Genomic DNA, 25,339 nt, shown 5'->3' with positions numbered 1-25,339 from the left:
AGAATATTATGCCAGTTACTAGTGAAAAATCTATTACAAATGCATTAGTAAAAATCCTTCCTAAATTATGGTCGAGGAGTAAAAAAGTTTATAATGATAAACAGTTTAAAGTTGAAAGTGAATTAGGAGTTCTTTTCAAAGATTACTTGGAATATTCATATGAAAAATATTCTACTGTAAAGACTTTATTGTACAAAAATGAAGGTAAATTTTTATACAATTTTTACGAACCACAGTTTTTAGAATCTGAAAATGGGGAGGTTATTGATACTACAAATTCAAGTTTGATTTTTCAGAAAAATAATAAAATAATTGTTACTGGAACTGGTGGGGTAGGTAAATCTATGCTAATGAAGCATATCTTTATTAACCAAATAGACACTGCAAGCAGTATTCCAATTTTTATAGAATTAAAATCTATAAACGAGAAGCCGTTAGATGATTTTGATTTTGAATTATTTATTTTTGAAGAGATTAAATGTCATCATTTGAATATAGAGAGAGAGCATTTTCAAGAAACTCTAAAATCAGGTGTATACACTATAATATTTGACGGACTTGATGAAATTATATCTACTCATAGAAATGTGTTAGATAAATCCTTAAAAGAATTTGTAGATAGATATAATAAAAACAGATATATTCTTAGCTCTCGTCCTTCAGATGATTTTATAGGTTGGTCTAATTTTTTAGAATATGAGATTAAGTTACTGACGAAGGAGCAAGCTGTTTCTCTTATTTTAAAATTAGAGTATGAATCAAAGTTAAAAAACAAGTTTGCAAAAGAATTAAAGGACATATTATATGATAACCATGAATCTTTTGCTTCAATCCCTCTGTTGTTAACTATTATGTTAATGACATATGAAGATGGTGCATCTATACCAAATAATCTAACTGATTTTTACAATCTAGCATTCTATACTCTTTATCAAAAACATGATGCATCAAAATCTGGATATAAAAGAGAATTGAAAGCTAATTTATCTCCTGAACAATTTAAAGAAGCTTTATCTTATCTAGCAATGAAAACTTTTTTCAAAGGACAGATAACCTTTAATTCTGACAGTTTTAATTCTTACCTTGATTCTTTCAAAGAAAAAAATACTATGAAGTTTGTAAATTCAGATTTCATTAGAGATTCTATTTCTAATGTTTGTATGATTTTACAAGATGGTATTTCTTATAAGTTTTCTCATAGATCATTTCAAGAATATTTTGCTGGTGTCGGGGTTAGTAAATTAGATGATCAAACACAAAAGAAACTTTTAACTTCATGGGCCATTGAAGACGGAAATCACATTTTATATAATAAAACCTTTCTTACAACTTTATTAACAGTTCAAAAAAATCGAACTTACTTAAATTTATATGTCGAATTGATAAAAAGAGTAAAAGTATTATATGAGAGTTCACAAGATTTAGGAGAATTTATAAGTATTTTCTTTAGAATGTTTAAGTTGGGTAAGAATTCATTTGAAAAAAATTCAGAAAGAATAGCTTTTATTATCAACGAAGATCACAGAGCGTTCTATCATATACATTTTAAGATTATTGAAGAATCTGATTTGAACATAGATGATATAGATGATATGGAAATAGGAGACGAGTATTCTAAAAAATTAATTAAATTCTTAGAAAAAAAAGGAGATGTAAATTATACTCAATTTCCAGAAGAATATAAAGAATCCTTATGTAAGTGGATTGAATCATGGTTTATTCAAAGATTGAATTTTATCTTTGATTGGTCCTCTAAGATTATCGAAAACAATAAAACCAAGAAGAGAACAACAGCTTCTATAATTGATGATATTTGATTTTTAGCAAATTTTTGATTTGTAAAAGGAAAAATTTGAGAATAGGCCTAGGGGTTGAACTATTCTCCTTGAGTCAGCCATGATCATCGGAGCAGATATCTCGACTGATAAACCACTCCGCGATACCATCCAATTCCTTTCAGACACGGTTGATCAGATTATTGCCTACAGTGCAGAATTGGGAGAATAAACTCCTCTACAGCCAACTCTAAAATATACTAGTAGAAATGCAGAGGTGCTTATGATGGATCAAGAACTACAAAGTAAAGTTACAGAAGAAAAACCAAGTTATAGCCGAGAAGAAATCCAGTGGTTGCTGGAACATTTGGGAGACCCCTCGCCAGAAATTCGCGATGATATCGTTTTTACAAGCTTGGCTAGAGGGATTCAAGAAGAACTCTTTACGCAAGAACAATTTCATTTCATTTCTGAGACGATTTTATCCGATGAAGGAGTAGAAAAAGAGATTGACAAGATTGGGCTATCGACACTTGATCGTTCTTTTAGAGCGCTTATTTATGCTAATCTCTTGTCTGCAGATGCCAACCAACAATCGATTTTTTATCAAAGATTAAAAGCTGATATAAGATATATTTTAATGGATCAAGGCTTACACTATCTTTTAAAAGAAAAGGATACAACAGGTTTTTCCAGCCAGTATGGCTGGGTTCACGCTTTTGCGCATGGAGCTGATCTTTTGACAGAAGTAGTTTGTCATCCGGACTTTCCTAATGACAAAGTTCATGAAGGATTGAACATACTTGGCCAAGTCTTTAGAAGAATTTCAATTCGTTTTACCGATGATGAGGATTGGCGTTTAGCTAGAGTGCTCTATGAACCTATTTTGCAAGGGAAAATCGAGCAAGAACAAATAGCTTCTTGGATAAAAACGCTTGACTTTCCAATAGAAGAAAGGGAAGATTTTTATAAATTTTCCAACCTTAGATCCTGTCTGTTAGAAGTCTATATTCAACTTGATCAGAGAGACTTTTTACAAGATGAGTTGAAAGAGACCATTCAGTCTTTTCAATACTAACTGTTGCACTTATTCTTGCAATTTATCATATAAAAAAGCACTCCCATTTTATTAATGGGAGTGCTTATGCTTTTAACTCAACTCAGCAATAATTGCCTTGATTTGGTCTGCGGTGTGCACTCCTGCTACTTGTTTAACAACCTGCCCATCTTTTTTAAAGAGCAAGGTTGGGATAGACATAATGCCGAAAGCACGTGCTGTTTCTGGATTTTCGTCCACATCCATTTTTAGGATTTTTAACTCATCTTCCGAAAGTTCTTCCGATAATTTTTCTAAAATAGGAGCTTGCATACGACATGGACCACACCAGGTTGCCCAAAAATCTACCAAGACCAAGCCTTCTTTTGTTTCTGCTTCAAATGTTGCGTCTGTAATTGCTTTTGCCATTTTCTTTCTCCTTTAGTTTTGGTACTGGGTCAAATCTTGCTTCATCAGATAGAAGAAGACATCTCCGTAAGTCCCTTGGTAATCCAACTCATGCCCATTATAGGTCAGTTTCACAACAGGATAAAAATCTGCTACCCCAATTAAGCAAGCTTGTTGGGAGCGTTCAAACTCATCGTAGGAATCAAAATGCATGACTCTTTCTTGTTTTGCACCGTCTAGATATGTAATATCAATCATATCGATAACCTCTATTTCTTATGATGTATCAATTGTAACTCTAGACATTACATCTGTCAAACAAAACGACTTCCTCAGAATAATGGATCTCGTTCGATAAGGAAAAGACAAGAAAAAGCCCTCTGAATTCAGAGGGCTCCATTCTTGCTGGATAAAACGTTTCTAGACAAGGCGACGAACCGAAGATTGTACCGGATTTCTTCTGAAAACAAAAAATCTCCCCGAAGGGAGATAGATCTGGTCTATTTTACCTTACGATGCTAGGAACCGAAGCCGAAGATTATACTCGAGTATATCGAGGCAAGGTGACAACGCAGCGTAAGTGGAAAATAGAGCAGATTAACGACGAAGTCCAAGAGAGTTGATCAACTCACGGTAACGGTTAACGTCGTTTGTACGAAGGTAAGCCAACAAGTTACGACGGCGACCGATTTTCTTCATCAAACCACGGTAAGTAGCGTGGTCTTTTTTGTGTTGTTTGATGTGTTCGTTCAAGTGGTTGATTTCCCAAGTAAGGACAGCAACTTGTACTTCTACTGAACCAGTGTCACCTTCGTGACGTGCGTATTGTGCAATGATTTCATTTTTTTTCTCTTTTGAGATTGCCATGATAAGCTCCTTTTCTTTATGCTCTATCCGAGTGGCAGGTTTGGCATATCCTGCTACCAAGAAAGAGTTAGTTGTCTATTCGACCTTCTTATTCTACCAAGATTTCATCTTTCTGTCAAACACTTATGTTTCCTTTGAGAGGAGCTTTTCTCATTTCTAAAAAGAACCTTGGGAATTTGAACAGTTTGATGGATCATTCTTCAAGCAACTTATTCAAAAAGACAAATATCTCTAGGATATTTGTCTTTTATCGGTATGAAGCTTATTTCTCTTTCCGTTTACCACGCAAGAGCAAAGCCAAAGCAAAAATTGCTAAGAGGGCACCGAGTATGGTCAACCCGTAAGCAACAACTTCACCAGTTGATGGAAGAATTTTTTTCTTTCCTTCTTTTGGTGTAGTTGGAATTTCTGGTTTTTCCGGTGTGCTTGGCGGAGTCGTTGGTGGAGTTGTAGGAGGAGTCGTTGGCGGTGTGCTTGGTGGTGTGGTAGGAGGTGTTGTTGGTGGTGTATGACGATTGGTTACCGTGAAACCATCAATGTTGCTTGTATAACCTGCTACTGGATCCTCTGTAATCGTGTAGGCAATCTTCTTGCCTTCCTTGTATACAGGTAGATCCGTAAAGCTTGCCTGCCAATTATCAGTAGCTGTGATTTCTTTTACAGCCACTTCTTGACCATCCGCAAGGAGACGAACGGTGATTTTTTCAGGACGAAGACCATCTTTATTGTCTGCATCATCCCAGATCTTCTTGACCGCTACTTCCGTTACTTCTGGTGTGCGGCTATTAGTGATTACTACATTTCCCTTGTTACTATCATCGACCGTACTAGTATAGCCTTTGACTGTCCCAACTTCTTTCACTTGGTACTGAATCTCTTTGCCTTTCGCTTTTAGAGGCAAATTGCTAAAGGTATGAGTCCAGTTATTTTTAGCAGAAAGTTCCACTTCTTTTCCTTGAGCTTTGCCATCTGCATAGAGCTGTACCTTAATGGCGCTTGGACGTTTGCCATCTTGGTCATTGTTGTCTTCCCAACGTTTTGTAACAGTGACGCTGGTTTTACCTGGCTTGTAGCTATTGGTAATGGTTGTTCCATCAATCGCAGCAGAGTAATTGGCTACTGTGTCTTCTGTGACTGTGTAGACAATTTGTTTGCCGTGATTGTATTTTGGAAGATTGGTAAAGACTATCTTCCAATCAGTCGCTGCACTTAGCTCTTGGCTAGCTACTTCTGTACCATCTGCAAGGAGACGAACAGTGACCTTGTCAGGACGAACGCCATCTTGGTTATCATTGTCTTTCCAAACTTTCGTTACTGGAATCTCAACAACTTCTGGTGTCCGACTGTTGGTAATATTGGTTCCTTCAATAGTCGCTTCATAGCCTTCAACAGGTTCTTCTGAAACAGTGTAGGCAATGACATTGCCAGCATCATCGACCACATCGAGATTATCAAAATGATAAGCCCAAGTTCCTGTAGCATCTGCTTTCACTTCTTTAGAAGCGACTTTGACACCATTTGCTAGGAGATTGACTGTGATTTTTGATGGACGCTTGCCATCTTGGTTGTCATTGTCATTCCATGTCTTTTGGCCAGAGACACTTGTTTTTTCTTTTTGGTTCACAACATCACGAGAAAGTGCAAGGTCATTCCCAAAATCGTCCTTGCTGATCTTGATAGGTTCTTCAGAGAGAACATAGCCTGTTGGGGCTTGAATTTCTTGAACCGTATAAGCTTGTTTGATCAAGCCCGTAATGGTACCAACACCATTCTCATCTGTCGTGATGGTTCCCACTTGCTCACCAGTATCATCTGCTATCACAGCAAAGACGGCACCGGCAAGCGCTTGACCATTTTCACCTTTTTTGTGAATGGTGAAGGAATATTTCTCACCATTGAAGTCTCCATCAAGGAACTGATACAGAATGTCTGCAACCTTATTTTGTTCCTTGATTTCTGTAGCTGTCATGCTAGCATTGTTTTTAAAGGATGTATTGATGGCTGGGACCTTGTCCAGATAGACATCATAGCGAACAGTCATCCCTTGTTCAGGAGCTAGATCTCCAATATGAACTGTTAGAGAACGACCATCAGCGCTGACAACAGGGGAATAATTTTTAGTGACGTTTGTGGTATCTTTTAAATGATAAGCCCCATCTTCGTCACTAACCTGCCAAGTTCCTGTATGGATGTTGACAGAATCTGCTTTGATCTTCCCATCTGTAAAGGCCAATTGGTCTTTAATGTCAATATTATGAAGGGCTGTGTGGCCTTGATTGATGTTCAAGGTATAGGTCAATTTTAATTTATCGTCTGAGTTGGTCCACCCCCACTTGCTAAAGACTTCTGGAGTAGGAGGATTCTCACCTGGATTGACCCCTTTGTAATCGACATTCCCACCTGAAATCACATTTTCACCGATTTCAAGTTTGAAATCAAGTGTCTTTTGTCCTTTGACGACTTGGTGGTCAACACGCGCAAAGAAACGCAGTTTCCCTGTCACATTGGCCATTCTTTCAGGATAGTCTGTATAGGTTACTGTGATGACCTTTCTTTGATCGTCTACCGTTGCTGTCGCAACTTTTTGACCACTTGGATCCAGCAGGTCAATGGTGTCCGTTTCAAAGACCTTAAAGTCATCTCCAAGTTGGATAACAGTCTGATCTCCCTTTTTTACACGTCCATTCGGCAACACAAATTTTGCTTCAACTTGAAAACTCTCCCAAACACCGAGTGGATCTGTAATCGCTCCACCAGTTGATTTCGAGATGTTTACAGATGTCACAACATCATTGATCGTATCTGCATGGACTTTAGCTGGACTATTGGGTTTGGCAAATCCTAAAGCCGCTAATAAAAATAGGGCAACTGTTGTCACAACAGAATAGAGCCACTTTTTCATAAACGATTTTTCTCCTTTTTCTACGTTTACTAGATAAGGTATGTGAGTCGAAAAATTATCACTACATATTGTGATTTTATACACAACCTATCTTTTTTCATTATAAACAATTTGCTTTGATAGTACAAGCAATTAAATTCATTTTTTTGTCTTTTCAGTTCATTTTCTTGATACAAATAAAAAATAGAGAGGGGGACAGAAATCGGTAATTCGTTAGAATTCGATTTCGTCGTCCCGCCTCCGCACAGTTGAGTATGGCTGTAAAAGCTGATGAAATCAGCGTAGTAGAGCCCACTCAAGCACTGCGTCTTGCTCGACAATCTAAGACAATTGAGAGGCTAGGACTTTTGTCCCAGCCTCTTGGTTTTTTGCTTATAAAGGAACACCGAAGACCTCTAGGGACTTGAGTTCAGAAGGATGGAGCCTCCGCCATGCTCCCAATTGAAGAGTTGAATCTAGCGTTAGAGGTCCCATAGAGATCCGCTCTAAATCCACCACTTCCTTGCCACAGGCAGCGACCATGCGCTTGACCTGATGGAATTTTCCTTCAGCGATTTCGATTTTGACGTAGGAGCTGGCATTTGCCTCATTCACCTCTAAGATCTGCAATCTCGCAGGCAGGGTCGTGAAGTCTTTGAGGGCAATGCCTGCTTCAAAGCGGGCTACATCTGCCTCATCCATGATCCCAGCCACTTGGGCACGGTAGATCTTCGACACATGCTTCTTCGGCGACAGCATGGCATGAGCGAGCTTGCCATTATTGGTCAAAAGGAGCAAGCCATGGGTATCGATATCCAGGCGCCCGACAGGAAAGACTTCCTTGTGACGGGCTGTCTCATCCAATAAATCCAGCACAGTTTGGTGATGATCATCTTCAGTCGCTGAGATGACCCCAGCTGGTTTATTGAGCAGATAATACACGAAGGTTTCATGGACCAGGTCTTCTCCCATAAAGGTCACCTGATCCTTGTCTGGATAAATCTGTAGTTTTCCTGCTGTCTCTTTTTTTCCATTTACTGCGATTTTCTTTTGCTTGAGGAGTTGTTTGACCTCGGACCTGCTCCCCACGCCACAATCCACTAAAAATTTATCTAGTCGCATGATTACTTCCCGCTCTTTCGTACAATCCAAAGACCAAAAAAGGAAACCAGGATCATGAGGATACCAGAAAATCCAAAAATGAAGACTGGAGCAGATGAGATCGTCCCTAATAGACTAAGGACAAAGGTCGTTGCGATCGAACCTGTACTACATCCCAAAACCGCAATGGACGTTGCCTGGCTCAAGACCCCTGCTGGCATCTTATCAGATAAGACATTGTAAACTGTTGTCAAAGCCACACTGTAGGCGAAGCCAGAAGCAATTGTTACAAGGGCAAGAATCAAGAGATTTGGAGAGACCCCGATCAACATTTGGGCCACACCATAAGCTACTCCCGAAACCAATAATAAACGATCACGGAATAGATAGGTCAAGGGCGAGAAGGCCAAACCTGCCAAGATCCCAACAAATTGCATGGCTGCTAATATAACCCCAGCAGTTTGGGCAGTGCCATGTCCAATTTGTTCTACCACACTTGGAATCCGAACGGTGATCATGACATTGGACAAGACGATAGCTGCCGCAACGACCGCTAAGCCGAGCGTAGTCCGCCATTGTCCCCCCGTCATCTTCACATCCTTGTGTTTTTCCTCCACTGCTTCTGTCTTAGATCCATAAGGCACAAATAAGAGATACAAAAGTAAGATAGGAATGCTGATGCCGTAAACGAGAAAGGCAGCCTGCCAGCCAAAGCGAATCAAAAGGCTGACTCCAAAGGTTAAAACGGCCGTCCCAACAACTTCTGCAGAACCACGAATACCAAGAGTTTGGACGCGTTCTTTTCCTTTATAGCGCTCACTGATAATGGCAATGGCAGAAACATTGAGCAAGCCAACCGCCATCCCGAAAATAATCCGAGACAAAAAGACAACCGGATAAGCTGGACTGATTAAAGGAATAAAGCCACATAGAGCGTAAGCAACTAAGCCTGTCACAATCATCTGACGCTCTGAAAATAGACGTCCAATCCATTTATTGAAGATGAGCGAAACCATGATCCCTGCTGAAGGAAGCGAGACCAAGAGCTCAATCATGCTGTGAGGAATTCCCTTGTAATAGGCAAACATGGCCGACTGCGCACTTGAAATCGAAAACGAAGTCGTCAAAATAAATGAAAGCGCGAGAATACTCACTTTCTCCATGATTTTTTTCATTATTCTATCCTTTAAACTAATCTTTTTTTCACACTCCTCCTATAATAACACGAGCTAGTGACAGGACGCAATAGATTGAATTAAAAAAACGAAATGATTTCTCCATCATTTCGTTCGTGCTAACAATTGTGAGGCAAAGACTCCCGTTCCAACCATCAAAGCACCAATCCAGACAAAAAGCAGATGATTGTTAGGAGCTAGTGGCGTTACCAACTGGATGAAAAAAGAAGAGAGGGCTGATCCGAGATTGCAGCCGATCAAGACCAGCGAGGTCGCAAGATTCAGGAGATTGGTCGGGATTTTTTCAGATAAGTGATAGAAGATACTGGTGACCCCCGTACTGTAGGTAAATCCTGCCAGCAAGGTTCCTAGAACCAAGCTCAATAGCTGGCTAGACAAGCCAATCAAGGCCAGAGCTAGACCGAAGCCAAAGCACATGATCATAAGCAAGTTCTTTTTGAAAACATGTGTTAAACTGGCAAAGCCTACCCCTGCTACAATCCCTGTCAATTGCATCAGACTCAAGACGGTTCCAGCTGTTGTCGCCGTTCCCATACGAGCATCAACGATAATATCCGGCACGCGCAAGCTAATAATAGAATTGAAGCAAATGATGATACCAGCAATCACAGCTAGCATTAGACTAAAACGCCATTGAGGGGAGCGAAGGCGTGCGGAACCTTTCTTTTTCCCCTTCAAGCTAGCCTGTTTTTGCCCCTTAGGATAGGGAACAAAAAGGATATAGAGGAGTAAAATCAAGTAACCACCACCATATACGGCAAAGATCGCCGGCCAGCCTAGGGGTAAGAGTTGTCCCACAATAAAGGTCAAGATGGCAGAGCCCACCACTTCAGCAGACCCCCGATAGCCCAGCATCCGGGTCTTATCATTGCCTGAGTAGCGCTCACTGATAATCGAAATAGCCTTGGCATTGATCATTCCTGTCCCCAAGCCAAAGAGCAAACGACTCAGAAAGATGAGAGGATAGTCCTGCACAACCAAAGGCAAGAGGCCACTAGTTGAAAAGAGCAAGAGCCCTACGACAATCATCTGGCGCTCACTCATCCACCGCTCGATCAGGCTATTTAAAAAAAGCATGGCCACGACCGCAAAGGCTGGCAGGGAAACCAAGAGTTCCACCTGACTTGCTGTATAGCCGAAGTGGCTAAAATAGGCCTTCATAGCCGGCAAACCGGCTGTAATTGAAAAGGATGAGATCAGCATGAGCGACAAACTCAAGAGACTGATTCTTTCCATTGTTTTTTTCATTTTTTTATTTCCTACACTTTACTGGTAACATTTGATTTTACTAGTTTTTTCAGAAAAGATTCAAACTAGTATTTTCAATAGAATCCTAGTATAATCAATTTAGAAATAGAAAAACAGGACATTTGTCCTATTTTAGGAGATTGAGATGAAAAAAATTTCCCCATCTACAAGACTCAAGGAAATCATCACAGACTACCAATTGGACCAGATCTTTCCGGGCGACTGCCTCAGCCAACTGGACCTCGTTCTCTACCAGGCTGGAGATTATATCTGCCGCCAAGGCTCTGAGCAAGATGTCATTCCTTATTTTCTCAAAGGCCGGCTCAAGATTATCCACAGTCTTGAGAATGGCAACGACACCATCCTTGAAATCCAAGAAAAACCTGGACTCTTAGGAGAGATTGAGCTCCTGCTCGATCGGGTCTGTATCTCATCAGTCATTGCAGACCAAGACTCGCTAGTCGTCCAGCTCCCAGCCCTGCACTTTAAGAAGCGCCTCCTGCTTGATCCAACCTTTTTGCGCTCTACGGCCAAGACCTTGGCTGAGAAATTACACCAGATCAACTATTTGGCTCCTGCCAACTTTCATTATTCGGTCAAGGAACGCCTCGCCTCGCATTTTCTGGAGCATTGCGATGAAAATGGGACCCTCAAGCCCAAGATGAATCAGCTGGCCCTGCGTTTTGGGATCAGCTACCGCCACCTTAGCCGTGTCATCAAGCAGATGATCGAAGAGGGCTTAGTCCAAAGAGAAGGGCGAGTCTATACGATTTTAGATGCAAAAAGGATGAATGATTTGTCCATCAAACATGCGGAAACCGTCGACAGATAACTTTAATTTTAGGCTCTTTTGTGTTATCATGGAGGGTAGAAAGAAAGTGAGAGTAAAACGATGAAAGCAATTGAAAAAGTTACAAGAGCATCCCATTTGATTGATATGGATGACATTATCCGCGAAGGAAATCCAACACTTCGAGCTGTTGCAGAAGACGTGACCTTCCCTTTGTCTGATCAGGAAATTATCCTGGGTGAAAAAATGATGCAATTCTTGCACCATTCTCAAGACCCTGTTATGGCTGAAAAACTTGGCCTCCGTGGAGGAGTGGGGCTCGCTGCCCCTCAGCTGGATATCTCTAAACGAATCATCGCTGTTTTGGTTCCCAATCCAGAAGATGCCGATGGAAACCCACCAAAAGAAGCCTATAGCCTTCAAGAAGTCATGTACAATCCAAAGGTTGTCGCCCATTCTGTTCAAGATGCGGCTCTTGGCGACGGGGAAGGCTGTCTCTCTGTAGACCGCAACGTCCCAGGCTATGTGGTTCGCCATGCCCGCGTGACAGTTGAGTATTTCACAAAAGATGGGGAAAAGAAACGCATCAAACTCAAGGGATACAACTCCATCGTCGTTCAACATGAAATCGACCACACCAACGGTATCATGTTCTATGACCGCATCAACCCAAACAACCCATTTGAAATCAAAGAAGGACTCTTGATTTTAGAATAGCGCAAATGACAAAAAAGTAAGGTAGTAGTGAATCATCACTACTACCTTACTTTTTTTACGAGACTGCGTCTACCGATTTCTGTTTCTCGGCACAGTGGTTGATTGACGGCACTCGAACCTTTCGGTTCTTCGTCCAGTCTAATCAACTGTGTGGGGGCAGGACTACGAAATCGAGACTGCGTCTACCGATTTCTGTCCTGCTCCCTATATTGCCCAATCTCCGTTGCGGAAGACTGGGACGCGGGTGCCGTCTTCTCGGATGCCGTCGATATCCATTTGGCTTGAGCCGATCATGAAGTCGACGTGGACATCTGAGCGGTTGAGGCCGGCTACTTCGAGTTCTTCTTCTGTGAACTCTGCGCCACCTTCTACGCTGGTTGCATAGGCTGCTCCGATGGCCAAGTGGTTAGAGGCATTTTCGTCAAAGAGAGTGTTAAAGAAGGTAATGCCTGATTGTGAAATTGGGCTTGGATCTGGTACGAGGGCACATTCACCCAAGGCACGCGCTCCCTTGTTTTTGAAGACCAAGTCTTTCATAACTTGATCGCCTTTTTCAGCTGTGATATCCACAATTTCTCCATTTTCAAAGGTCACTTTGATGCCTTCGATGATGTTCCCATTGTAGCTAAGCGGTTTTGTAGAAGTTACATAACCTTCTGCGCGGCGGAAGTCAGGAGCTGTGAAGACCTCTTCTGTCGGCATGTTTGGCAAGAAGCTTTCACCTTGGGCATTGATGGCTCCGGCAGATTCCCAGACGTGGTTCTTCGGCAAGCCAAGAGTCAAATCTGTACCAGGCGCTGTGTAGTGAAGGGCTGAGAATTGTTCCTTATTCAGTGTATCTGCCTTGCTCTTGAGAATAGCAGCATGCTCTTCCCAAGCCTTGACTGGATCTTCTTCGTACACCCGGCAAGTCTTGAAGATTTGATCCCACAGGAGATCCACTGCTTCTTCATCGCTCGCCGCATTTGGGAAGACCTTTTTCGCCCATTCTAAACCTGCTGCTGCAGCAACGGTCCAGCTGACCTTGTTGGATTGAGTTGCGATGCGCATTGGTTTCATGGCCATGCCCAAAGCCTTGGCAGAGGCAGAAAGCTTCTCTGCATCAACACCATTTAAGGCACCTGGATCAGACGAGCGCACACCCAAGCGACTAGCCTTGTGGTCTAAGAGGTAGTTCATTTCCGCGATCTTGTAGTCAGGCACGTTGTCCAAGCGATCCATCGGTGCATGGAGGAATTTTTCCCGGGTAGTAAAATCATCTGCCCATTGGACAATCACTTCGTGCGCCCCCAATGCATAGGCTTCCTTCACAATCAAGTGGGCCAATTCTCTTTGTTCCACATCAATGTTCAAGACCAAGGTATGGCCAGGTTGCACGTTGATGCCGTTCGCCACCAACAATTTAGCGTATTTTTTGAGGTTTTCTTTAAAATTTGGTAAAACCATTGCTTTCTCCTTCATAAGTGAATAATCTTCTCCTAGTATACCATAAGTCCATGCAAAAAGGATTCCGCTCCTGCAGAATCCTTTTTCTTGTTCCTTCTAGCTTAAGGAAGAACATAGCCTTGATCATCCACGGTATGGGGTTGCTCTGAACTGCTATTCTCTCTCAAAGCTTCCAAATCTTGATCCAAAATGGAATTGTAGTCTGTACTACCTTCACGGGTTACCCGAGTTGATACTTGGCGCAAGAGTTTTTCATTGAGATTGCGAACCCAGCGACCATTACTATGGTCATTGGCACGCATATAATTTCCTTTCACAATCTCTCCATAAAGGGCTTCATTGACCTGGTAACCTTGCTTACGCAATCCTAACAGACCGATCTCAACGATCTCATCTGGGCTGTAGTCTTCAAAATCAAATGTAGTCGGGATCCGGCTTTGCAGACCTGAATTGACCTGCAAGAAGTCGTGCATCTCTTTTGTGTAACCAGCAAAGATAATAACGATATCGCGGCGGTGGTCCTCCATAAATTTGAGGACTTCGTCCAAGGCTTCTTTCCCAAAATCGTCATTTAAACCGGTATAGAGCGTATAGGCCTCATCGATAAAGAGGACTCCCCCCAGTGCACTTTCTAGGACTTCGCGCGTCTTCAAAGCTGTTTGACCTTGGTAGCCTCCAACCAGATTGCTCCGCGAAACTTCGATGAATTTCTTCTGTTTGATAACCCCTTTTTGGAAGAGGATATTGCCCAAAATGCGGGCCACGGTAGTCTTCCCTGTACCAGGATTTCCAAGAAAGAGAGAGTGCAAGGTCGTGTCTTCGACGATGCCACCTTGTTCAGCCCGTTTTTGGTTGAACTCAGCCATGGCTACGAATTGTTCGACTTGCTCTTTCACCTTGGCAATTCCAACCAAACGGTTGAGGGCAGCCATCCCATCTTCTTCCTTGTCGGCTCCTGCTTGATACTTACCTTGGTTAAGGACAGCATCGATATCGCTATTGAGGATGGTCTCAATATCGTCAGAACCTTGGGCCACCACCCGATCCGCCATGGTCTTGGTCAATTGCTCATCCAGATTACGGATCCAGCGTCCATTGCTCTTATCTAGCGAGCCATCATAAGCCCGCTTAACATGCCGCGCATAGTAATCCCGGTCTTCGAGTTTGTAGTCCCCTTTGCTTAGGATCATTTCACCTAGTTGGACAATCTCATCTCCTGTGAAATCTTCAAAGATGAAATTATTTGGTACCCGAGAACGAAGGCCTGGATTGGTCTTTAAGAACTCCTCCATTTCCTTGGTATAGCCGGCAAAGATAATCATGATGTCGTCACGATTGTCCTCCATAAATTTGAGGATGGTATTGATCGCCTCGATCCCAAAGTCCGCACCGCTGTCCTTTTTATCCAAGCTATAGGCTTCATCAATAAAGAGAATGCCTCCTCGCGCTTTTTCAAGCAGGGCTTGGGTCTGTTCAGCCGTTCCTCCAATATTCGAAGAAATCAGATCGGACTCCGTTGCTTCCACGAAACGGAATTCTTCCCCTGAGAGGACACCCGCATCAAAGAGCACTTGTCCCAACAGACGGGCCACAGTGGTTTTCCCTGTACCAGGATTTCCCATAAAGGCAGCATGCAAGGTTTGCTTTTCAGGTGCCTTGCCACTAGCGATTCGTTTCTTGTTAAATTCCACCATGTTGATCATTTTCTTGATCTCATGTTTGACTTTTTCAAGACCAATCAGGCTATTGAGTTCTTGAAGAGCATCTTGTTTCTTCTCTGGACCAGAGTCTCTTGCGGTGGTTGGAGCCACCGTTGCATCCGTCGTCTGTCCCGTAGGAACGACTTGCGCATTGCCCTTGGCCACTTCTCTGCCAACAAGATAGTCACAGTCATCCTCGATTTCCTTGGTCAGATCACGCGCATCGCCTTGCCTATAGGTCACGGTGCCCACCTTCGCAAAGGCTCCACCTTGAAGCCGTATATTAGGATCCGCAATCTTATGACAAATCATATGCTCAGCCATCAGCACACCATCATCAAAAACTCCAAACGAAATGGTTTGGGCATTCTCATTCAAGAAGGTCGTTTCTCCAGTCAGGGAAGCAAAGGACTCTTCATAGACGCATAAAAATTCTGAAAATGTAGCCTGGTGAGCTCGGATCATACTATTGAATGCATTGAGAGAGGTGATACGATCGGAATCCGAATTGAATTGAACATTATTGTCAAGACAGACTCCAGTTCCAGTAGGCAACTCAATTTTACAGTTTTCAGACTCCCAGATGACATTCCTCAACCAAACTGGTGGAAAGTCCTTTTCCAGATCCCCGCCTGTAATCGTTGAATTTTTTGCGATCACTTCTGAGTCCTTGGCATGGATCGTATTATTCCCAAATTTTTCAATATGGACATTTTCTAAGGTCAATTTAGATCCTTCTGACAGATCTATCTTAGAAAAAATCGTTGAATTTTGAATGGACAGTTCTGATGCTGACATTCCGATGACACTTTGGTGTTTTTCCGGAACCTTCATCCCAACTCCATCCAATGTCATTTTCGAATGCGTATCCATATAGATAAAAAATTCACTATTTGTCGGAGTAGTGATTTCAAAATAGACCTGTTTACAGGTGATAGCTGACTCATTCCATAAGGTCAAGGCAGTATAGTTCCCACCAACTTTAAACCACAGATCTTCAAATGTCACCTGAGCTCCCTCTACAAATCGGAAACAAGCCTCAATCGTGTTGTTAAACATGCGCCCATTACCATTTGGATTTGGAACCACATGCCCCACAAAATGAAGGCTCTTGTTGATCACAATCACCTCATCTGTCGGCCATTGAAACACATACCCATTTTCAAACTCGATGGTATCTCCATCCTGCGCTTTTTCAAGCGCATCCATAAAGTTCCAACTATTGTTGTAAGGCCCTACTAAATATCTTGCCACGCGCTTCTCCTTTGTTTCATCTTTTCTGTTTCCTTGTTATAAACACTTGTTACTAAAAATTGTAACACAATCCAGTACCAAAGAAAACACTTATCAGATCTGAAAGGACTGAAAAACCTCTATTTTCAAAAGGAAAATAGAGGCTGTCAGTTAATCTTTCAAGGCTGAAAACAAGCTGGCTAGAGCAATCACTCCTGAGAGCATGGCAGTGGAAAGGAGCAGCACATTGTCTGCCACTTCTAGCTTGTACTCAAAGACTTTTTCAGCTGGTTTGTCTTCTGCAAAAATTTCTAACTTCATGTTCTCCTCCTTTGTTTCTAGAACAAATCACTGTGACTTCCTGTCCTCAGCAAGTTTAAAATCAATTCATCCTGATCTACTTTGTAAACCAAAAGCCAATCCGGCTGGATATGACACTCCCGAACACCTTGGAAATGCTTGGAATTGGTCAATTGATGGTCACGATATCTGACAGGAAGTTCTTTTTCTTGAACCAGAAAATTCAAAACTTCTTCTAACAGTTCTGCCTTCAAACCTCGCTTCATTGCTAACTTAAAATCTTTTTTAAACTGTTTATGATAACGAATCTTAAGCACGCAAGTCCTCCATCAAGTCTGAGACCGATTCAAAGGGCTGACTCATATTCCGATTTTGCTCTACATCCGTTACTACTTGGAGCAACTTACCACGATCGTCTAATCGAACATCAAAAGGTAAGCCCTGATATTGAATAGCCTGACGAAGGAAAATGTTGATAGCCGTGGTCATATCCATCCCTAAATGATTAAATACCAGTTGGGCTTGCTCCTTAACCTCACTATCCAAACGGATACTCATGCTCGTCTTTGACATATTCTCACCTTCTTTCTATCTTTTATTGTATCAAAAAAGAAGGCTATTGTAAATCCATAGGATATACAATGGATAGCTGTAAACTAAAATATAGTAAAGAAATAAAATTAGTATCCCAAATATGGGAGATCTCAGCCTGAGTTTTAGTTTTAGAATATAATGTTGCTATCATATATTAAGAGGTGAAAAATATGAAGCAGATTACGAAACAATATAAATTACTATATTTCTTGCTTATTTTATTAAGTCTGACAAGTGCTCTTTTAATGACATTCTTCTCTCTCCAATTAGGAAGAATACTTGATAGTATATCTAATTCAAATAGTGGATTACTCTTTCATATCACTATTTGTGTAAGTTCGATTTTACTGTGGTTCTTGATTTCTTGTTCCTATTCCTATCTTAAAAACCAATATGTAAAAAAAGTTATTTTAGATCTAAAAAGGCGTCTCTTATTACATTATTTATCGCGTGAATTTAACCAAATTGACAACCGTAACCATTCAGATTTCTTAAATAATATCACCAAAAACAGTGACCTTATTCAAGAAAATTTATTAATCCCTAAAATCTCTCTAATTGCAAATTTAGGGAGCCTTATCATGAGTGTGGTTGCTATTATTTATATAGAATGGCGATTAGCATTAGTCTTTCTTTTATTGTCGAGTATAACGATTTTTCTATCACAAATTCCTGGAAAGTTAATGACTAAATCAACAAATAATTATTCTCTACAAAATAATCACTATTTGTCAAAAATGACAAACTTTATTAATGGTTTTGAACAAATTAAGTTATTAAATATTCAAAGCTGGACCCAAGAAAAAATTCAGGAAATCAGTTTAGAATTTGAAGAGTCCAGAAAAACATATCAATTCTTAAAAGACTTAGCTTCAACTACTGGAATTTTACTAAGTTTTGGCTCTCAACTATCCTGTATGGTTGCTGGTATCTTTTTTGTAAGAAATAACTTACTGACTATTGGATTACTAGTAGCAAGTATTCAATTATTAAACGGTGTTTTTGCTCCATTACAATCTATTCTTTACAATAAAAATTTAATCAGCAGTAGCAAGTCCATTATTGATAATATCCAAGAAAATTTATATGAGACAAATCATGAACTTTTCCATAAAACAAGGACAATTGATTGTGATAACATTTCGACCATTTCTATTAGCCAATTACATTATGAAATTGAAAATAAAATATTATTTGATCATTTTTCCTATGAATTTAAAAAAGGCAAACGCTATGCGATTATAGGTGCTTCAGGAGCTGGGAAAACAACTTTAGTAAAATTAATACTAAACTATTATTCCAAAAATCTTTATGATGGGGAAATAAAAATCAACGGAAAACAGAATATTGATATTCCCTCAGAGGAGTTATATAAAGATATTGCATTTGTGCAAAAAAATGATTTTCTGATTGAAGGAAATATCCTAGAGAATATCAAACTGTCCAGAAACCTTTATTTAACTGAAAAATTAAGAAAAGCCTTAGGATTTAGTGAAGACTTCCTTAATAAGAGTCTATCTCAATCAAATCAAACCATTTCAGAAGGAGAAAAGCAACGAATTGATTTAGCTAGGTTTTTAGCCAAACCATATTCTGTATATATTTTTGACGAACCTACAAGCAACCTTGATCCAATAAAAGCCAAAGCAATGATGGACTACATTCTATCCATTAAAGATGCAATTGTTATTGTCATTACTCATGATCAAAATCCAGAAATATTGGAAGAGTTTGATCACGTTATTACCCTATAGATAAATGGCCTAGTCTACTAAATGAATGATGTGTTTCTCAAAGTATTCTTTGTAATTTTTGTAGATTGTTTTATTGAAGAGTTCGAAAATTTTTAAAGCTTCTTCGATTTTTAAAAGTGATTTTTGATTATGATAGAATTTTAGTTCCAAATATCCATCTAAATACAGCAAAATAGTTTGTTCAAAAAAATCTGTGGAATCCGCTAATATATTCTTCGTAGCCTGTTTTAAAAATAAAGATTCCTCATATAAGTCGTTCTCAATCATTATAATCAAAGAATTGAGAAGTAGTTGAATGAGAGATTGTCTATTTTTAGGTATAGAGCTATACAACTTCCCTTTTTTGAGCGCCTCTTTGGCATATCTAAATAATAAATCTGGAGATAGAACACGACAGCAATTTCCAAGGATGAGCGTTTCGTAATAACCCCAGTTTTCAACAGAAAATAAATAGTTTGTAAGATAAGAGGCGTCTTGACGACTCAATTGATGATTCTTATCCATTCCCGAAACAATACTTTCAATGAAAATAGCATTTAATTTATGGTAATGAGAATTTGTCCTATGAAAAAGTTCTATTTCTTTCTCTACCATATCTAGTAATGCTTGAGAATCTTCATTATATGCGGCCTGTTTAACAGAAGCTATTAAGGTATTAAAATCCGAAGGTTGATAATGATTACAGATAAGCAGAAATTCCTCTAGTGTTACTCCTATTCTTTCAAGAAGATACAATAACTTAAAGACAGAAATCTCTGTTTCTCCTAATTCAAATCTAGATATTTGAGATTTTGAAATTTCAGCACCTGCTAATGAAGAAATAGAAATTCCCTTTTCTTCTCTTATTTTCCTATAAGTTTCACCTAAAATCATACTTATCTCCATTCCATATCGAAAAGTTATTAAGGTATAGCAAACACTACTTCCGTTAAGCCTACTCTTGTTTGAGAGTATCATTATTAATAATTTATAGCGATCATTTTTGATAATTTCAATATATAACTTCCTAAAGTTTTAGTCTCTGGATAAAAACTTATTTATATTCTATCATATCTAAAAACCAGCAGAAATGAAAATCATAAAAATCATCTCTACTGGTTTTACTGTTAAGTCTTAATTAGATGAAACTGGATCAACTTTTGTGAATGGATTCCCTCCATCAGAACAAATCATCAAAGAGGCTCAACTGGTTATCCTCTGGCATATTGCCAAGAATGCCCATCTCATCCATCTTTTCAACCAGGGTAGACGAAACACCGCCACGCTTCCGGAGCTCGGTCTTAGAGAGGAATTCTCCTTCTTCACGCGCTCGCACGATTTGCTTGGCAACGTTCTCTCCCAGACCATCCATAGCGACAAATGGTGGAATCAGGGTATCCCCATCGATCAAGAATTCTGTCGCCTGACTGCGATAGAGGTCTAGCTTACCAAACTTGAAGCCCCGCTCCCACATCTCATTGACAATCTCAAGGGTGGTGTAGAGGTCAATCTCTACATTGGAAGCTTCGTTGTTCTTGCGTTTCTCAGAGATTTCTTTCATCCGCGCTTTCACGGCCTCAAGGCCTGCACCCATGGTCTTGATGTCAAAGGCCTTGGCCCGAATCGAGAAGTAAGCACAGTAGTAATAAAGTGGATGATGCACTTTAAAGTAGGCCACACGAAGGGCCATCATAACATAGGCCGCCGCATGGGCTTTAGGGAACATGTACTTGATCTTCCCACAGGACTCGATGTACCATTCAGGGACATTGTTTTCCTTCATGGCTTGGATGTAACCGTTGCGCTCTTCTTCTGAGATCTTGAGCCACATCCCTTTCCGCACGCGCTCCATGATGGTAAAGGCCATCTTAGGCTTGAGACCCGCGTGCATGAGGTAAACCATGATGTCGTCCCGACACCCGATAACGGTCGATAGATCGGCAATGCCTGCCTTAATCAAGTCTTGGGCATTTCCCAACCACACGTCGGTACCGTGAGACAGACCAGAGAGCTGAAGTAACTCTGCGAAGGTCGTCGGATGGGTCTCTTCGACCATGCCCCGAACAAAGTTGGTCCCAAACTCTGGAATCCCCAACATCCCTGTCGGCGTTCCGATCTGCTCGGCTGTCACCCCTAGCACTTCCGTCCCAGAAAAGAGGGCCATGACCCCTGGATCATCCATTGGGATATCGTTCGGATCAATACCTGACAAGTCTTGAAGCTTGCGAATCATGGTCGGATCATCATGTCCCAGGACATCGAGCTTGAGGACGTTCTCATCGATATCGTGGAAGTTAAAGTGAGTGGTCTGCCATTCAGCTGTCACATCATCTGCCGGATACTGGACCGGAGTAAAGTCATAGACATCCATATAGTTTGGAATAACAACGATTCCCCCTGGGTGCTGACCAGTTGTCCGTTTGACCCCAGCTGCACCAAGAGCCAAGCGCTCGACCTCGGCATCGCGGTAGTACTTGCCAAAATCACGCTCATAGCCCTTCACAAAACCGTAAGCAGTCTTAGCTGCGACCGTACCTACCGTTCCTGCCCGAAAGGCATATTCTTCCCCAAAGATATCGCGGACATCCAAGTGGGCGCTTGGCTGATCTTCTCCAGAGAAGTTCAAATCGATATCGGGTACCTTATCCCCATCGAAACCAAGGAAGGTTTCGAAAGGAATATCCTGCCCGTTTTTGCTGAGCTTGTGGCCACAGTTTGGACAATCCTTGTCTGGCATATCAAAACCAGATCCATAAGAACCATCGGTGATGAACTCGCTGTACTGGCACTGGCTGCAGACATAGTGAGGCGAGAGCGGATTGACCTCGGTGATCCCAATCATGGTCGCCACAAAGCTGGATCCAACGGATCCACGCGATCCAACCAGGTAGCCCCGCTCATTGGAACGGTGCACCAGCATTTGCGATGCCAGATAAATCACTGCAAAGCCATTCCCCAAGATAGAGGTCAATTCTTTTTCAATTCGCAGATCGACAATATCAGGGAGCGGATTACCATAGATCTCAAAGGCTCGCTTATAGGTCAATTCCGCAACTGTTTCTTCGGCCTTGTCGATAAATGGCGTATAGAGGTCCCCCTTGACCACTTCGACCGGCTCAAAGGTCTCTGCGAGTGCATTAGTGTTTTCAATAACAATCTTGCGCGCCAAGTCTTCTCCCAAAAAGGCAAATTCATCCAGCATTTCATTGGTGGTTCTAAAATGCGCTTTTGGAAGTGGCGCTGGCTGGGCATCTTCTCCGTGCCCAATGGTCCGGTTGATCATAGCCCCTTGACCGAGACTACGGACAATGATCTCCCGATAGATCTCATCTTCCGGTTCCAGATAGTGGACATTTCCTGTCGCAAGAACAGGCTTGCCGAGGCGATCTCCCACTTCGATCAAGCTCTTGATAATGGTCTGGAGCTCGTCCATGTCCTTGACCTGCTCCTTGGCAATGAGGGGCGCATAGATAGCCGGCGGCATGACCTCGATAAAGTCGTAGTACTTGGCCACTTCGACTGCCGCATCTACACCTTGCGACATGACCGCATCAAAAACTTCCCCTTCTGAGCAGGCCGATCCAAGGATCAAGCCCTCGCGGTGGGCATCCAGCACGGTCTTTGGAATCCGTGGGACTCCTTCGAAATACTTGGTCCCAGAAAGTGAGACCAGTTTAAACATATTCTTAAGGCCGGTCTGATTCTTGACATAGAGGGTGGCATGCTTGACCCGCGCTTTCTTATAAGAATTCTCATCGATCAAATCGATATTCAAGTCCTTGAGATTGGTCACCCCATGCTTTTCAGCGACATCTTTGATGAAGATAAAGAGCAGGCGCCCCGTTGCTTCCGCATCGTAGTTGGCCATGTGGTGGTGCTCCAAGCCTACTCCAAAGCGCTTGGTCAATGGCCCTAATCCATGCCGTTTAAAATCTGGATAGAGGTTACGGGCAAATTCCAGGGTATCGATGACCGGCTGGGTGATCTTGGGAAGGCCATGACGCTCATAGTTGGCATTCATGAAGCCTACGTCAAAGGTAGCATTGTGGGCAACGAGAACCGTTCCCTCACAGAAGGCCTGAAATTCCTTTAAGACCTGCACCAAGGGCTTGGCACCCCGAACATGCTCATTGGTGATCCCTGTCAATTGGGTCGTAAAGGCGGACAGAGGATGGCCCGGATCGATAAACTCATCAAACTCCTCAATGACATTGCCCTTGTACATCTTAGAAGCAGCGACCTGGATCAAGTCATTGTAGATGGCTGAAAGTCCCGTCGTTTCCACGTCAAAGACCACATAAGTCACTTCATTAAGGTCCAGGTCCACCTCATTATAGGTGATGGGCACCTTGTCCTCTACGATATTGGCTTCCATCCCATAGATCAGCTGGATCCCAGCTTTCTTGGCTGCTTTAAAGCCATGTGGGAAGCTCTGCACATTGCCATGGTCAGTGATAGCCACCGCCTTGTGGCCCCACTCAGCTGCCTTGGCGATCAGCTCTTCGACTTCCGGCAGGGCATCCATCGTCGACATATTGGTATGCGCGTGGAATTCCACCCGGCGCTCGCCTTCTGGCATCAGGTCCTTGCGGGCGTAGTGCACGACTTCCTGTATATCTTGGACATTCATGGTCAAGTCGCGCGTGAAATTGTTCATTTCGATATTTCCCCGCACCCGGAGCCAGCTGTTCTTCTTGATCATGTCAAACTTCTGGGCTTCTTCCTCATTTTTGACCCATTTCTGAAGGGAAAAACTCGAGGTATAGTCGGTCATCTTAAAGCTGATCAAGACCCGACCGGTCCGTGTCACCTTGTGCTCCACGTCAAAGACTACACCCTCAAAGACAATCCGGTTCTCTTCTGTCGTGATCTCGATCATCGGAGTGATCTCGGCCTTGTCTAGCTTAGGTTTAGCTGCCACCTTCTTAGCCTTGAAGTCAAAAACTGGCTTTTCTTCAACCGCTGGTGGCGGAGCCATCTGGGCCAAGGATTCCATAGCCCGCAAGGTCTCTTCATTGGCTGCTTGGAAGATCTTTTCATTTTCCTGCTCAAATTGCGCCACTTCTTGCTCTGTCAACTCCTCATCAGACTCCACTCGACAGGTGAAATGCGGAAAACCAAAGGCTTCCAACTGCTTAGCAAGATTGGGCAAATGGTTCTTACGAAAATGCTCCGTATCAACCGAAGAAGGCCCTGAGATGATCAATTCCTGCCCTTCTGCGCGCACCTGCAAGTCTTGGTAGAGTCCCTTAAAGCCTTGACTAGCACAAGGTCCTTCCTCAAAGACCTCACGGTAGTAGGCCTGCAATAATTCCGTAGAAAAATTCTGATTGGCCACTTGGATGGTAAAGGTCGCCTGGTTTCCCGTCTTTGAAAATTCGTCCTTCAAGCGCTGGCGCAATTCCTTAAACAAAGCAATGGGCAAGACTTCCGCAAAAGCAAAGCGGAACTCCCAGACCCGACTGACCTTGTGCACCACGACTTCTTGAATCTCCGCATGCAAAAAGGCACTGGAAGATCGCATCTCCAGCGGCATATCCAGCTGATCCATTAAAATTTCAAAGGTGTTGGACATTGTTTCTCCCTTGATCTTGATTCTTTTGCTCGCTTTTGAGTGGCCTGACTCTAAGAAAAAACAGACCATTCAAAAACATTCGTAACCCTTATTCTATCACAATTTAAGGATTAATTCGAGGGAGAAGTGAAGACGAAAAAATCACCTATAGGACGGTGATTTCTCTTCATCTTTTATTCAGTTAGAGCTGATCCATCATTTATACTTCATCCCCATGACAATGGCCACAACTGCCAAAATAGGAAATAAAATTAACATCCAGATTCCAATCCACATCTGCCGTTTAAAAAGCCCGTCTAATCCACCATAGCGTTCAACGTATGATTCTTTTAGACAGGCTGGATTATACCAGACCGTCATGCTCGATCCCAGTGGAAAAGCATCTTGAAAAAGATTGCCCTTTGAGACTGTAGAATTGGTGTAAATGGTTATCCTTTGCGCCATCAAATCGATGTCGCTAGCCGCTTGATTCGTTTTCCAAGGAAGGGTCACTCGCACCACCCGATAATATTTCAGGCTATTTCGATAGGTCTGACCATCCACTCTATATTCTACAATTGAAGCCGCTACAATTTGTGCCCGCTTATAGCCAACTACCACTCCCTCAACGCTCTTTGACGAGAGGGTTTTAATCCTAACTTCTCTTCTATAGAAATGTCCAAAAAAGAGTACGACAAACAAAGGAAATCCAATAACAGCCACAGCAATGACTAGAAGTATTCTGATATCAGGCATCCCC

At 41.9% G+C, this 25,339-nt stretch carries 20 protein-coding genes; 5 read left to right on the top strand and 15 right to left on the bottom strand.

The genetic code is table 11. The features are described from left to right. Positions 1-8 precede the first annotated feature (8 nt). Both HMPREF2832_RS02070 and HMPREF2832_RS02065 read left to right on the top strand, forming a co-directional pair. Positions 9-1,817, top strand: coding sequence for an NACHT domain-containing protein (locus HMPREF2832_RS02070; RefSeq protein WP_070505363.1), 1,809 nt, complete (start codon positions 9-11; stop codon positions 1,815-1,817). 244 nt (positions 1,818-2,061) lie between these two features. Continuing rightward, positions 2,062-2,853, top strand: coding sequence for a DUF2785 domain-containing protein (locus HMPREF2832_RS02065; protein WP_070505361.1), 792 nt, complete (start codon positions 2,062-2,064; stop codon positions 2,851-2,853). Between the two features lie 72 nt (positions 2,854-2,925). Here HMPREF2832_RS02065 and trxA read toward each other — a convergent pair whose 3' ends face one another. The 7 genes from trxA to HMPREF2832_RS02030 all read right to left on the bottom strand — a co-directional run bounded on the left by trxA (position 2,926) and on the right by HMPREF2832_RS02030 (position 10,512). Beyond that, positions 2,926-3,240, bottom strand: coding sequence for a thioredoxin (trxA, locus tag HMPREF2832_RS02060; protein WP_070505360.1), 315 nt, complete (start codon positions 3,238-3,240; stop codon positions 2,926-2,928). Positions 3,241-3,252: 12 nt separating this feature from the next. After that, a complete protein-coding gene (locus tag HMPREF2832_RS02055; protein ID WP_024054957.1) occupies positions 3,253-3,477 on the bottom strand; it encodes a DUF4649 family protein in 225 nt (74 codons plus the stop codon). 339 nt (positions 3,478-3,816) lie between these two features. After that, positions 3,817-4,086 (bottom strand): 30S ribosomal protein S15, encoded by a 270-nt coding sequence (rpsO, locus tag HMPREF2832_RS02050; RefSeq protein WP_003004251.1) that lies wholly within the window; start codon positions 4,084-4,086, stop codon positions 3,817-3,819. 262 nt (positions 4,087-4,348) lie between these two features. Then, positions 4,349-6,988, bottom strand: coding sequence for a Cna B-type domain-containing protein (locus HMPREF2832_RS02045; RefSeq protein WP_070505359.1), 2,640 nt, complete (start codon positions 6,986-6,988; stop codon positions 4,349-4,351). 372 nt (positions 6,989-7,360) lie between these two features. Further along, entirely contained in the window at positions 7,361-8,089 is a 729-nt protein-coding gene (locus HMPREF2832_RS02040) for a pseudouridine synthase (RefSeq protein WP_070505358.1), read from the bottom strand. 2 nt (positions 8,090-8,091) lie between these two features. Continuing rightward, a complete protein-coding gene (locus HMPREF2832_RS02035) occupies positions 8,092-9,243 on the bottom strand; it encodes an MFS transporter (protein ID WP_070505357.1) in 1,152 nt (383 codons plus the stop codon). A 105-nt stretch (positions 9,244-9,348) separates the two neighbouring features. Then, on the bottom strand, positions 9,349-10,512 hold the full coding sequence (locus HMPREF2832_RS02030) for an MFS transporter (protein WP_070505356.1): 1,164 nt from the start codon (positions 10,510-10,512) through the stop codon (positions 9,349-9,351). A gap of 145 nt (positions 10,513-10,657) precedes the next feature. Here HMPREF2832_RS02030 and HMPREF2832_RS02025 point away from each other — a divergent pair, with 145 nt between their 5' ends. Together HMPREF2832_RS02025 and def are read left to right on the top strand one after the other, a co-directional pair. Beyond that, positions 10,658-11,344 carry a cyclic nucleotide-binding domain-containing protein gene (locus HMPREF2832_RS02025; protein ID WP_070505355.1) on the top strand — a complete coding sequence of 229 codons (687 nt, stop codon included), beginning with the start codon at positions 10,658-10,660 and terminating at the stop codon, positions 11,342-11,344. Between the two features lie 60 nt (positions 11,345-11,404). Then, the gene (gene def, locus HMPREF2832_RS02020; protein ID WP_003004253.1) at positions 11,405-12,019 is read left to right on the top strand and encodes a peptide deformylase; all 615 of its coding nucleotides are present in this window, start codon (positions 11,405-11,407) and stop codon (positions 12,017-12,019) included. Between the two features lie 204 nt (positions 12,020-12,223). On the opposite strand, the gene HMPREF2832_RS02015 is transcribed toward def, so the two are convergent. From HMPREF2832_RS02015 to HMPREF2832_RS02000, 5 genes are all read right to left on the bottom strand, one after another. Further along, positions 12,224-13,465, bottom strand: coding sequence for an aminopeptidase (locus HMPREF2832_RS02015; RefSeq protein ID WP_070505354.1), 1,242 nt, complete (start codon positions 13,463-13,465; stop codon positions 12,224-12,226). Positions 13,466-13,566: 101 nt separating this feature from the next. Next, positions 13,567-16,419 carry an AAA family ATPase gene (locus HMPREF2832_RS02010; RefSeq protein ID WP_070505353.1) on the bottom strand — a complete coding sequence of 951 codons (2,853 nt, stop codon included), beginning with the start codon at positions 16,417-16,419 and terminating at the stop codon, positions 13,567-13,569. 150 nt (positions 16,420-16,569) lie between these two features. After that, entirely contained in the window at positions 16,570-16,719 is a 150-nt protein-coding gene (locus HMPREF2832_RS10100) for a hypothetical protein (RefSeq protein WP_049488740.1), read from the bottom strand. A 17-nt stretch (positions 16,720-16,736) separates the two neighbouring features. After that, the gene (locus HMPREF2832_RS02005) at positions 16,737-17,015 is read right to left on the bottom strand and encodes a type II toxin-antitoxin system YafQ family toxin (RefSeq protein WP_003016081.1); all 279 of its coding nucleotides are present in this window, start codon (positions 17,013-17,015) and stop codon (positions 16,737-16,739) included. Continuing rightward, on the bottom strand, positions 17,008-17,271 hold the full coding sequence (locus HMPREF2832_RS02000) for a type II toxin-antitoxin system RelB/DinJ family antitoxin (protein WP_003016112.1): 264 nt from the start codon (positions 17,269-17,271) through the stop codon (positions 17,008-17,010). The genes HMPREF2832_RS02005 and HMPREF2832_RS02000 overlap by 8 nt, the downstream gene beginning before the upstream one ends. 191 nt (positions 17,272-17,462) lie before the next feature. On the opposite strand from HMPREF2832_RS02000, the gene HMPREF2832_RS01995 reads away from it, so the two are divergent. Further along, positions 17,463-19,046 carry an ATP-binding cassette domain-containing protein gene (locus HMPREF2832_RS01995; RefSeq protein ID WP_070505352.1) on the top strand — a complete coding sequence of 528 codons (1,584 nt, stop codon included), beginning with the start codon at positions 17,463-17,465 and terminating at the stop codon, positions 19,044-19,046. 9 nt (positions 19,047-19,055) lie between these two features. Here HMPREF2832_RS01995 and HMPREF2832_RS01990 read toward each other — a convergent pair whose 3' ends face one another. The 3 genes from HMPREF2832_RS01990 to HMPREF2832_RS01980 all read right to left on the bottom strand — a co-directional run bounded on the left by HMPREF2832_RS01990 (position 19,056) and on the right by HMPREF2832_RS01980 (position 25,335). Next, positions 19,056-19,919, bottom strand: coding sequence for a helix-turn-helix domain-containing protein (locus HMPREF2832_RS01990; protein ID WP_041818440.1), 864 nt, complete (start codon positions 19,917-19,919; stop codon positions 19,056-19,058). A gap of 286 nt (positions 19,920-20,205) precedes the next feature. Continuing rightward, on the bottom strand, positions 20,206-24,600 hold the full coding sequence (locus HMPREF2832_RS01985; RefSeq protein ID WP_070505351.1) for a PolC-type DNA polymerase III: 4,395 nt from the start codon (positions 24,598-24,600) through the stop codon (positions 20,206-20,208). A gap of 195 nt (positions 24,601-24,795) precedes the next feature. Beyond that, positions 24,796-25,335, bottom strand: a complete 540-nt coding sequence (locus HMPREF2832_RS01980; RefSeq protein ID WP_070505350.1) for a DUF3592 domain-containing protein — start codon at positions 25,333-25,335, stop codon at positions 24,796-24,798. Between the last annotated feature and the right edge of the window lie 4 nt (positions 25,336-25,339).

Source organism: Streptococcus sp. HMSC073D05 (genome assembly GCF_001812015.1).
Taxonomy (GTDB): Bacteria; Bacillota; Bacilli; order Lactobacillales; family Streptococcaceae; genus Streptococcus; species Streptococcus parasanguinis_D.
The sequence above is the reverse complement of the archived record's forward strand: the minus strand, read 5'-3'. Positions and strand labels throughout refer to the sequence as shown.

Coding starts and splice junctions, on each gene's coding strand:
- HMPREF2832_RS02070 (WP_070505363.1), top strand. CDS start 9: ATGCCAGTTACTAGTGAAAAATCTATTACAAATGCATTAGTAAAAATC.
- HMPREF2832_RS02065 (WP_070505361.1), top strand. CDS start 2,062: ATGGATCAAGAACTACAAAGTAAAGTTACAGAAGAAAAACCAAGTTAT.
- trxA (WP_070505360.1), bottom strand. CDS start 3,240: ATGGCAAAAGCAATTACAGACGCAACATTTGAAGCAGAAACAAAAGAA.
- HMPREF2832_RS02055 (WP_024054957.1), bottom strand. CDS start 3,477: ATGATTGATATTACATATCTAGACGGTGCAAAACAAGAAAGAGTCATG.
- rpsO (WP_003004251.1), bottom strand. CDS start 4,086: ATGGCAATCTCAAAAGAGAAAAAAAATGAAATCATTGCACAATACGCA.
- HMPREF2832_RS02045 (WP_070505359.1), bottom strand. CDS start 6,988: ATGAAAAAGTGGCTCTATTCTGTTGTGACAACAGTTGCCCTATTTTTA.
- HMPREF2832_RS02040 (WP_070505358.1), bottom strand. CDS start 8,089: ATGCGACTAGATAAATTTTTAGTGGATTGTGGCGTGGGGAGCAGGTCC.
- HMPREF2832_RS02035 (WP_070505357.1), bottom strand. CDS start 9,243: ATGAAAAAAATCATGGAGAAAGTGAGTATTCTCGCGCTTTCATTTATT.
- HMPREF2832_RS02030 (WP_070505356.1), bottom strand. CDS start 10,512: ATGAAAAAAACAATGGAAAGAATCAGTCTCTTGAGTTTGTCGCTCATG.
- HMPREF2832_RS02025 (WP_070505355.1), top strand. CDS start 10,658: ATGAAAAAAATTTCCCCATCTACAAGACTCAAGGAAATCATCACAGAC.
- def (WP_003004253.1), top strand. CDS start 11,405: ATGAAAGCAATTGAAAAAGTTACAAGAGCATCCCATTTGATTGATATG.
- HMPREF2832_RS02015 (WP_070505354.1), bottom strand. CDS start 13,465: ATGGTTTTACCAAATTTTAAAGAAAACCTCAAAAAATACGCTAAATTG.
- HMPREF2832_RS10100 (WP_049488740.1), bottom strand. CDS start 16,719: ATGAAGTTAGAAATTTTTGCAGAAGACAAACCAGCTGAAAAAGTCTTT.
- HMPREF2832_RS02000 (WP_003016112.1), bottom strand. CDS start 17,271: ATGTCAAAGACGAGCATGAGTATCCGTTTGGATAGTGAGGTTAAGGAG.
- HMPREF2832_RS01995 (WP_070505352.1), top strand. CDS start 17,463: ATGAAGCAGATTACGAAACAATATAAATTACTATATTTCTTGCTTATT.
- HMPREF2832_RS01990 (WP_041818440.1), bottom strand. CDS start 19,919: ATGATTTTAGGTGAAACTTATAGGAAAATAAGAGAAGAAAAGGGAATT.
- HMPREF2832_RS01985 (WP_070505351.1), bottom strand. CDS start 24,600: ATGTCCAACACCTTTGAAATTTTAATGGATCAGCTGGATATGCCGCTG.
- HMPREF2832_RS01980 (WP_070505350.1), bottom strand. CDS start 25,335: ATGCCTGATATCAGAATACTTCTAGTCATTGCTGTGGCTGTTATTGGA.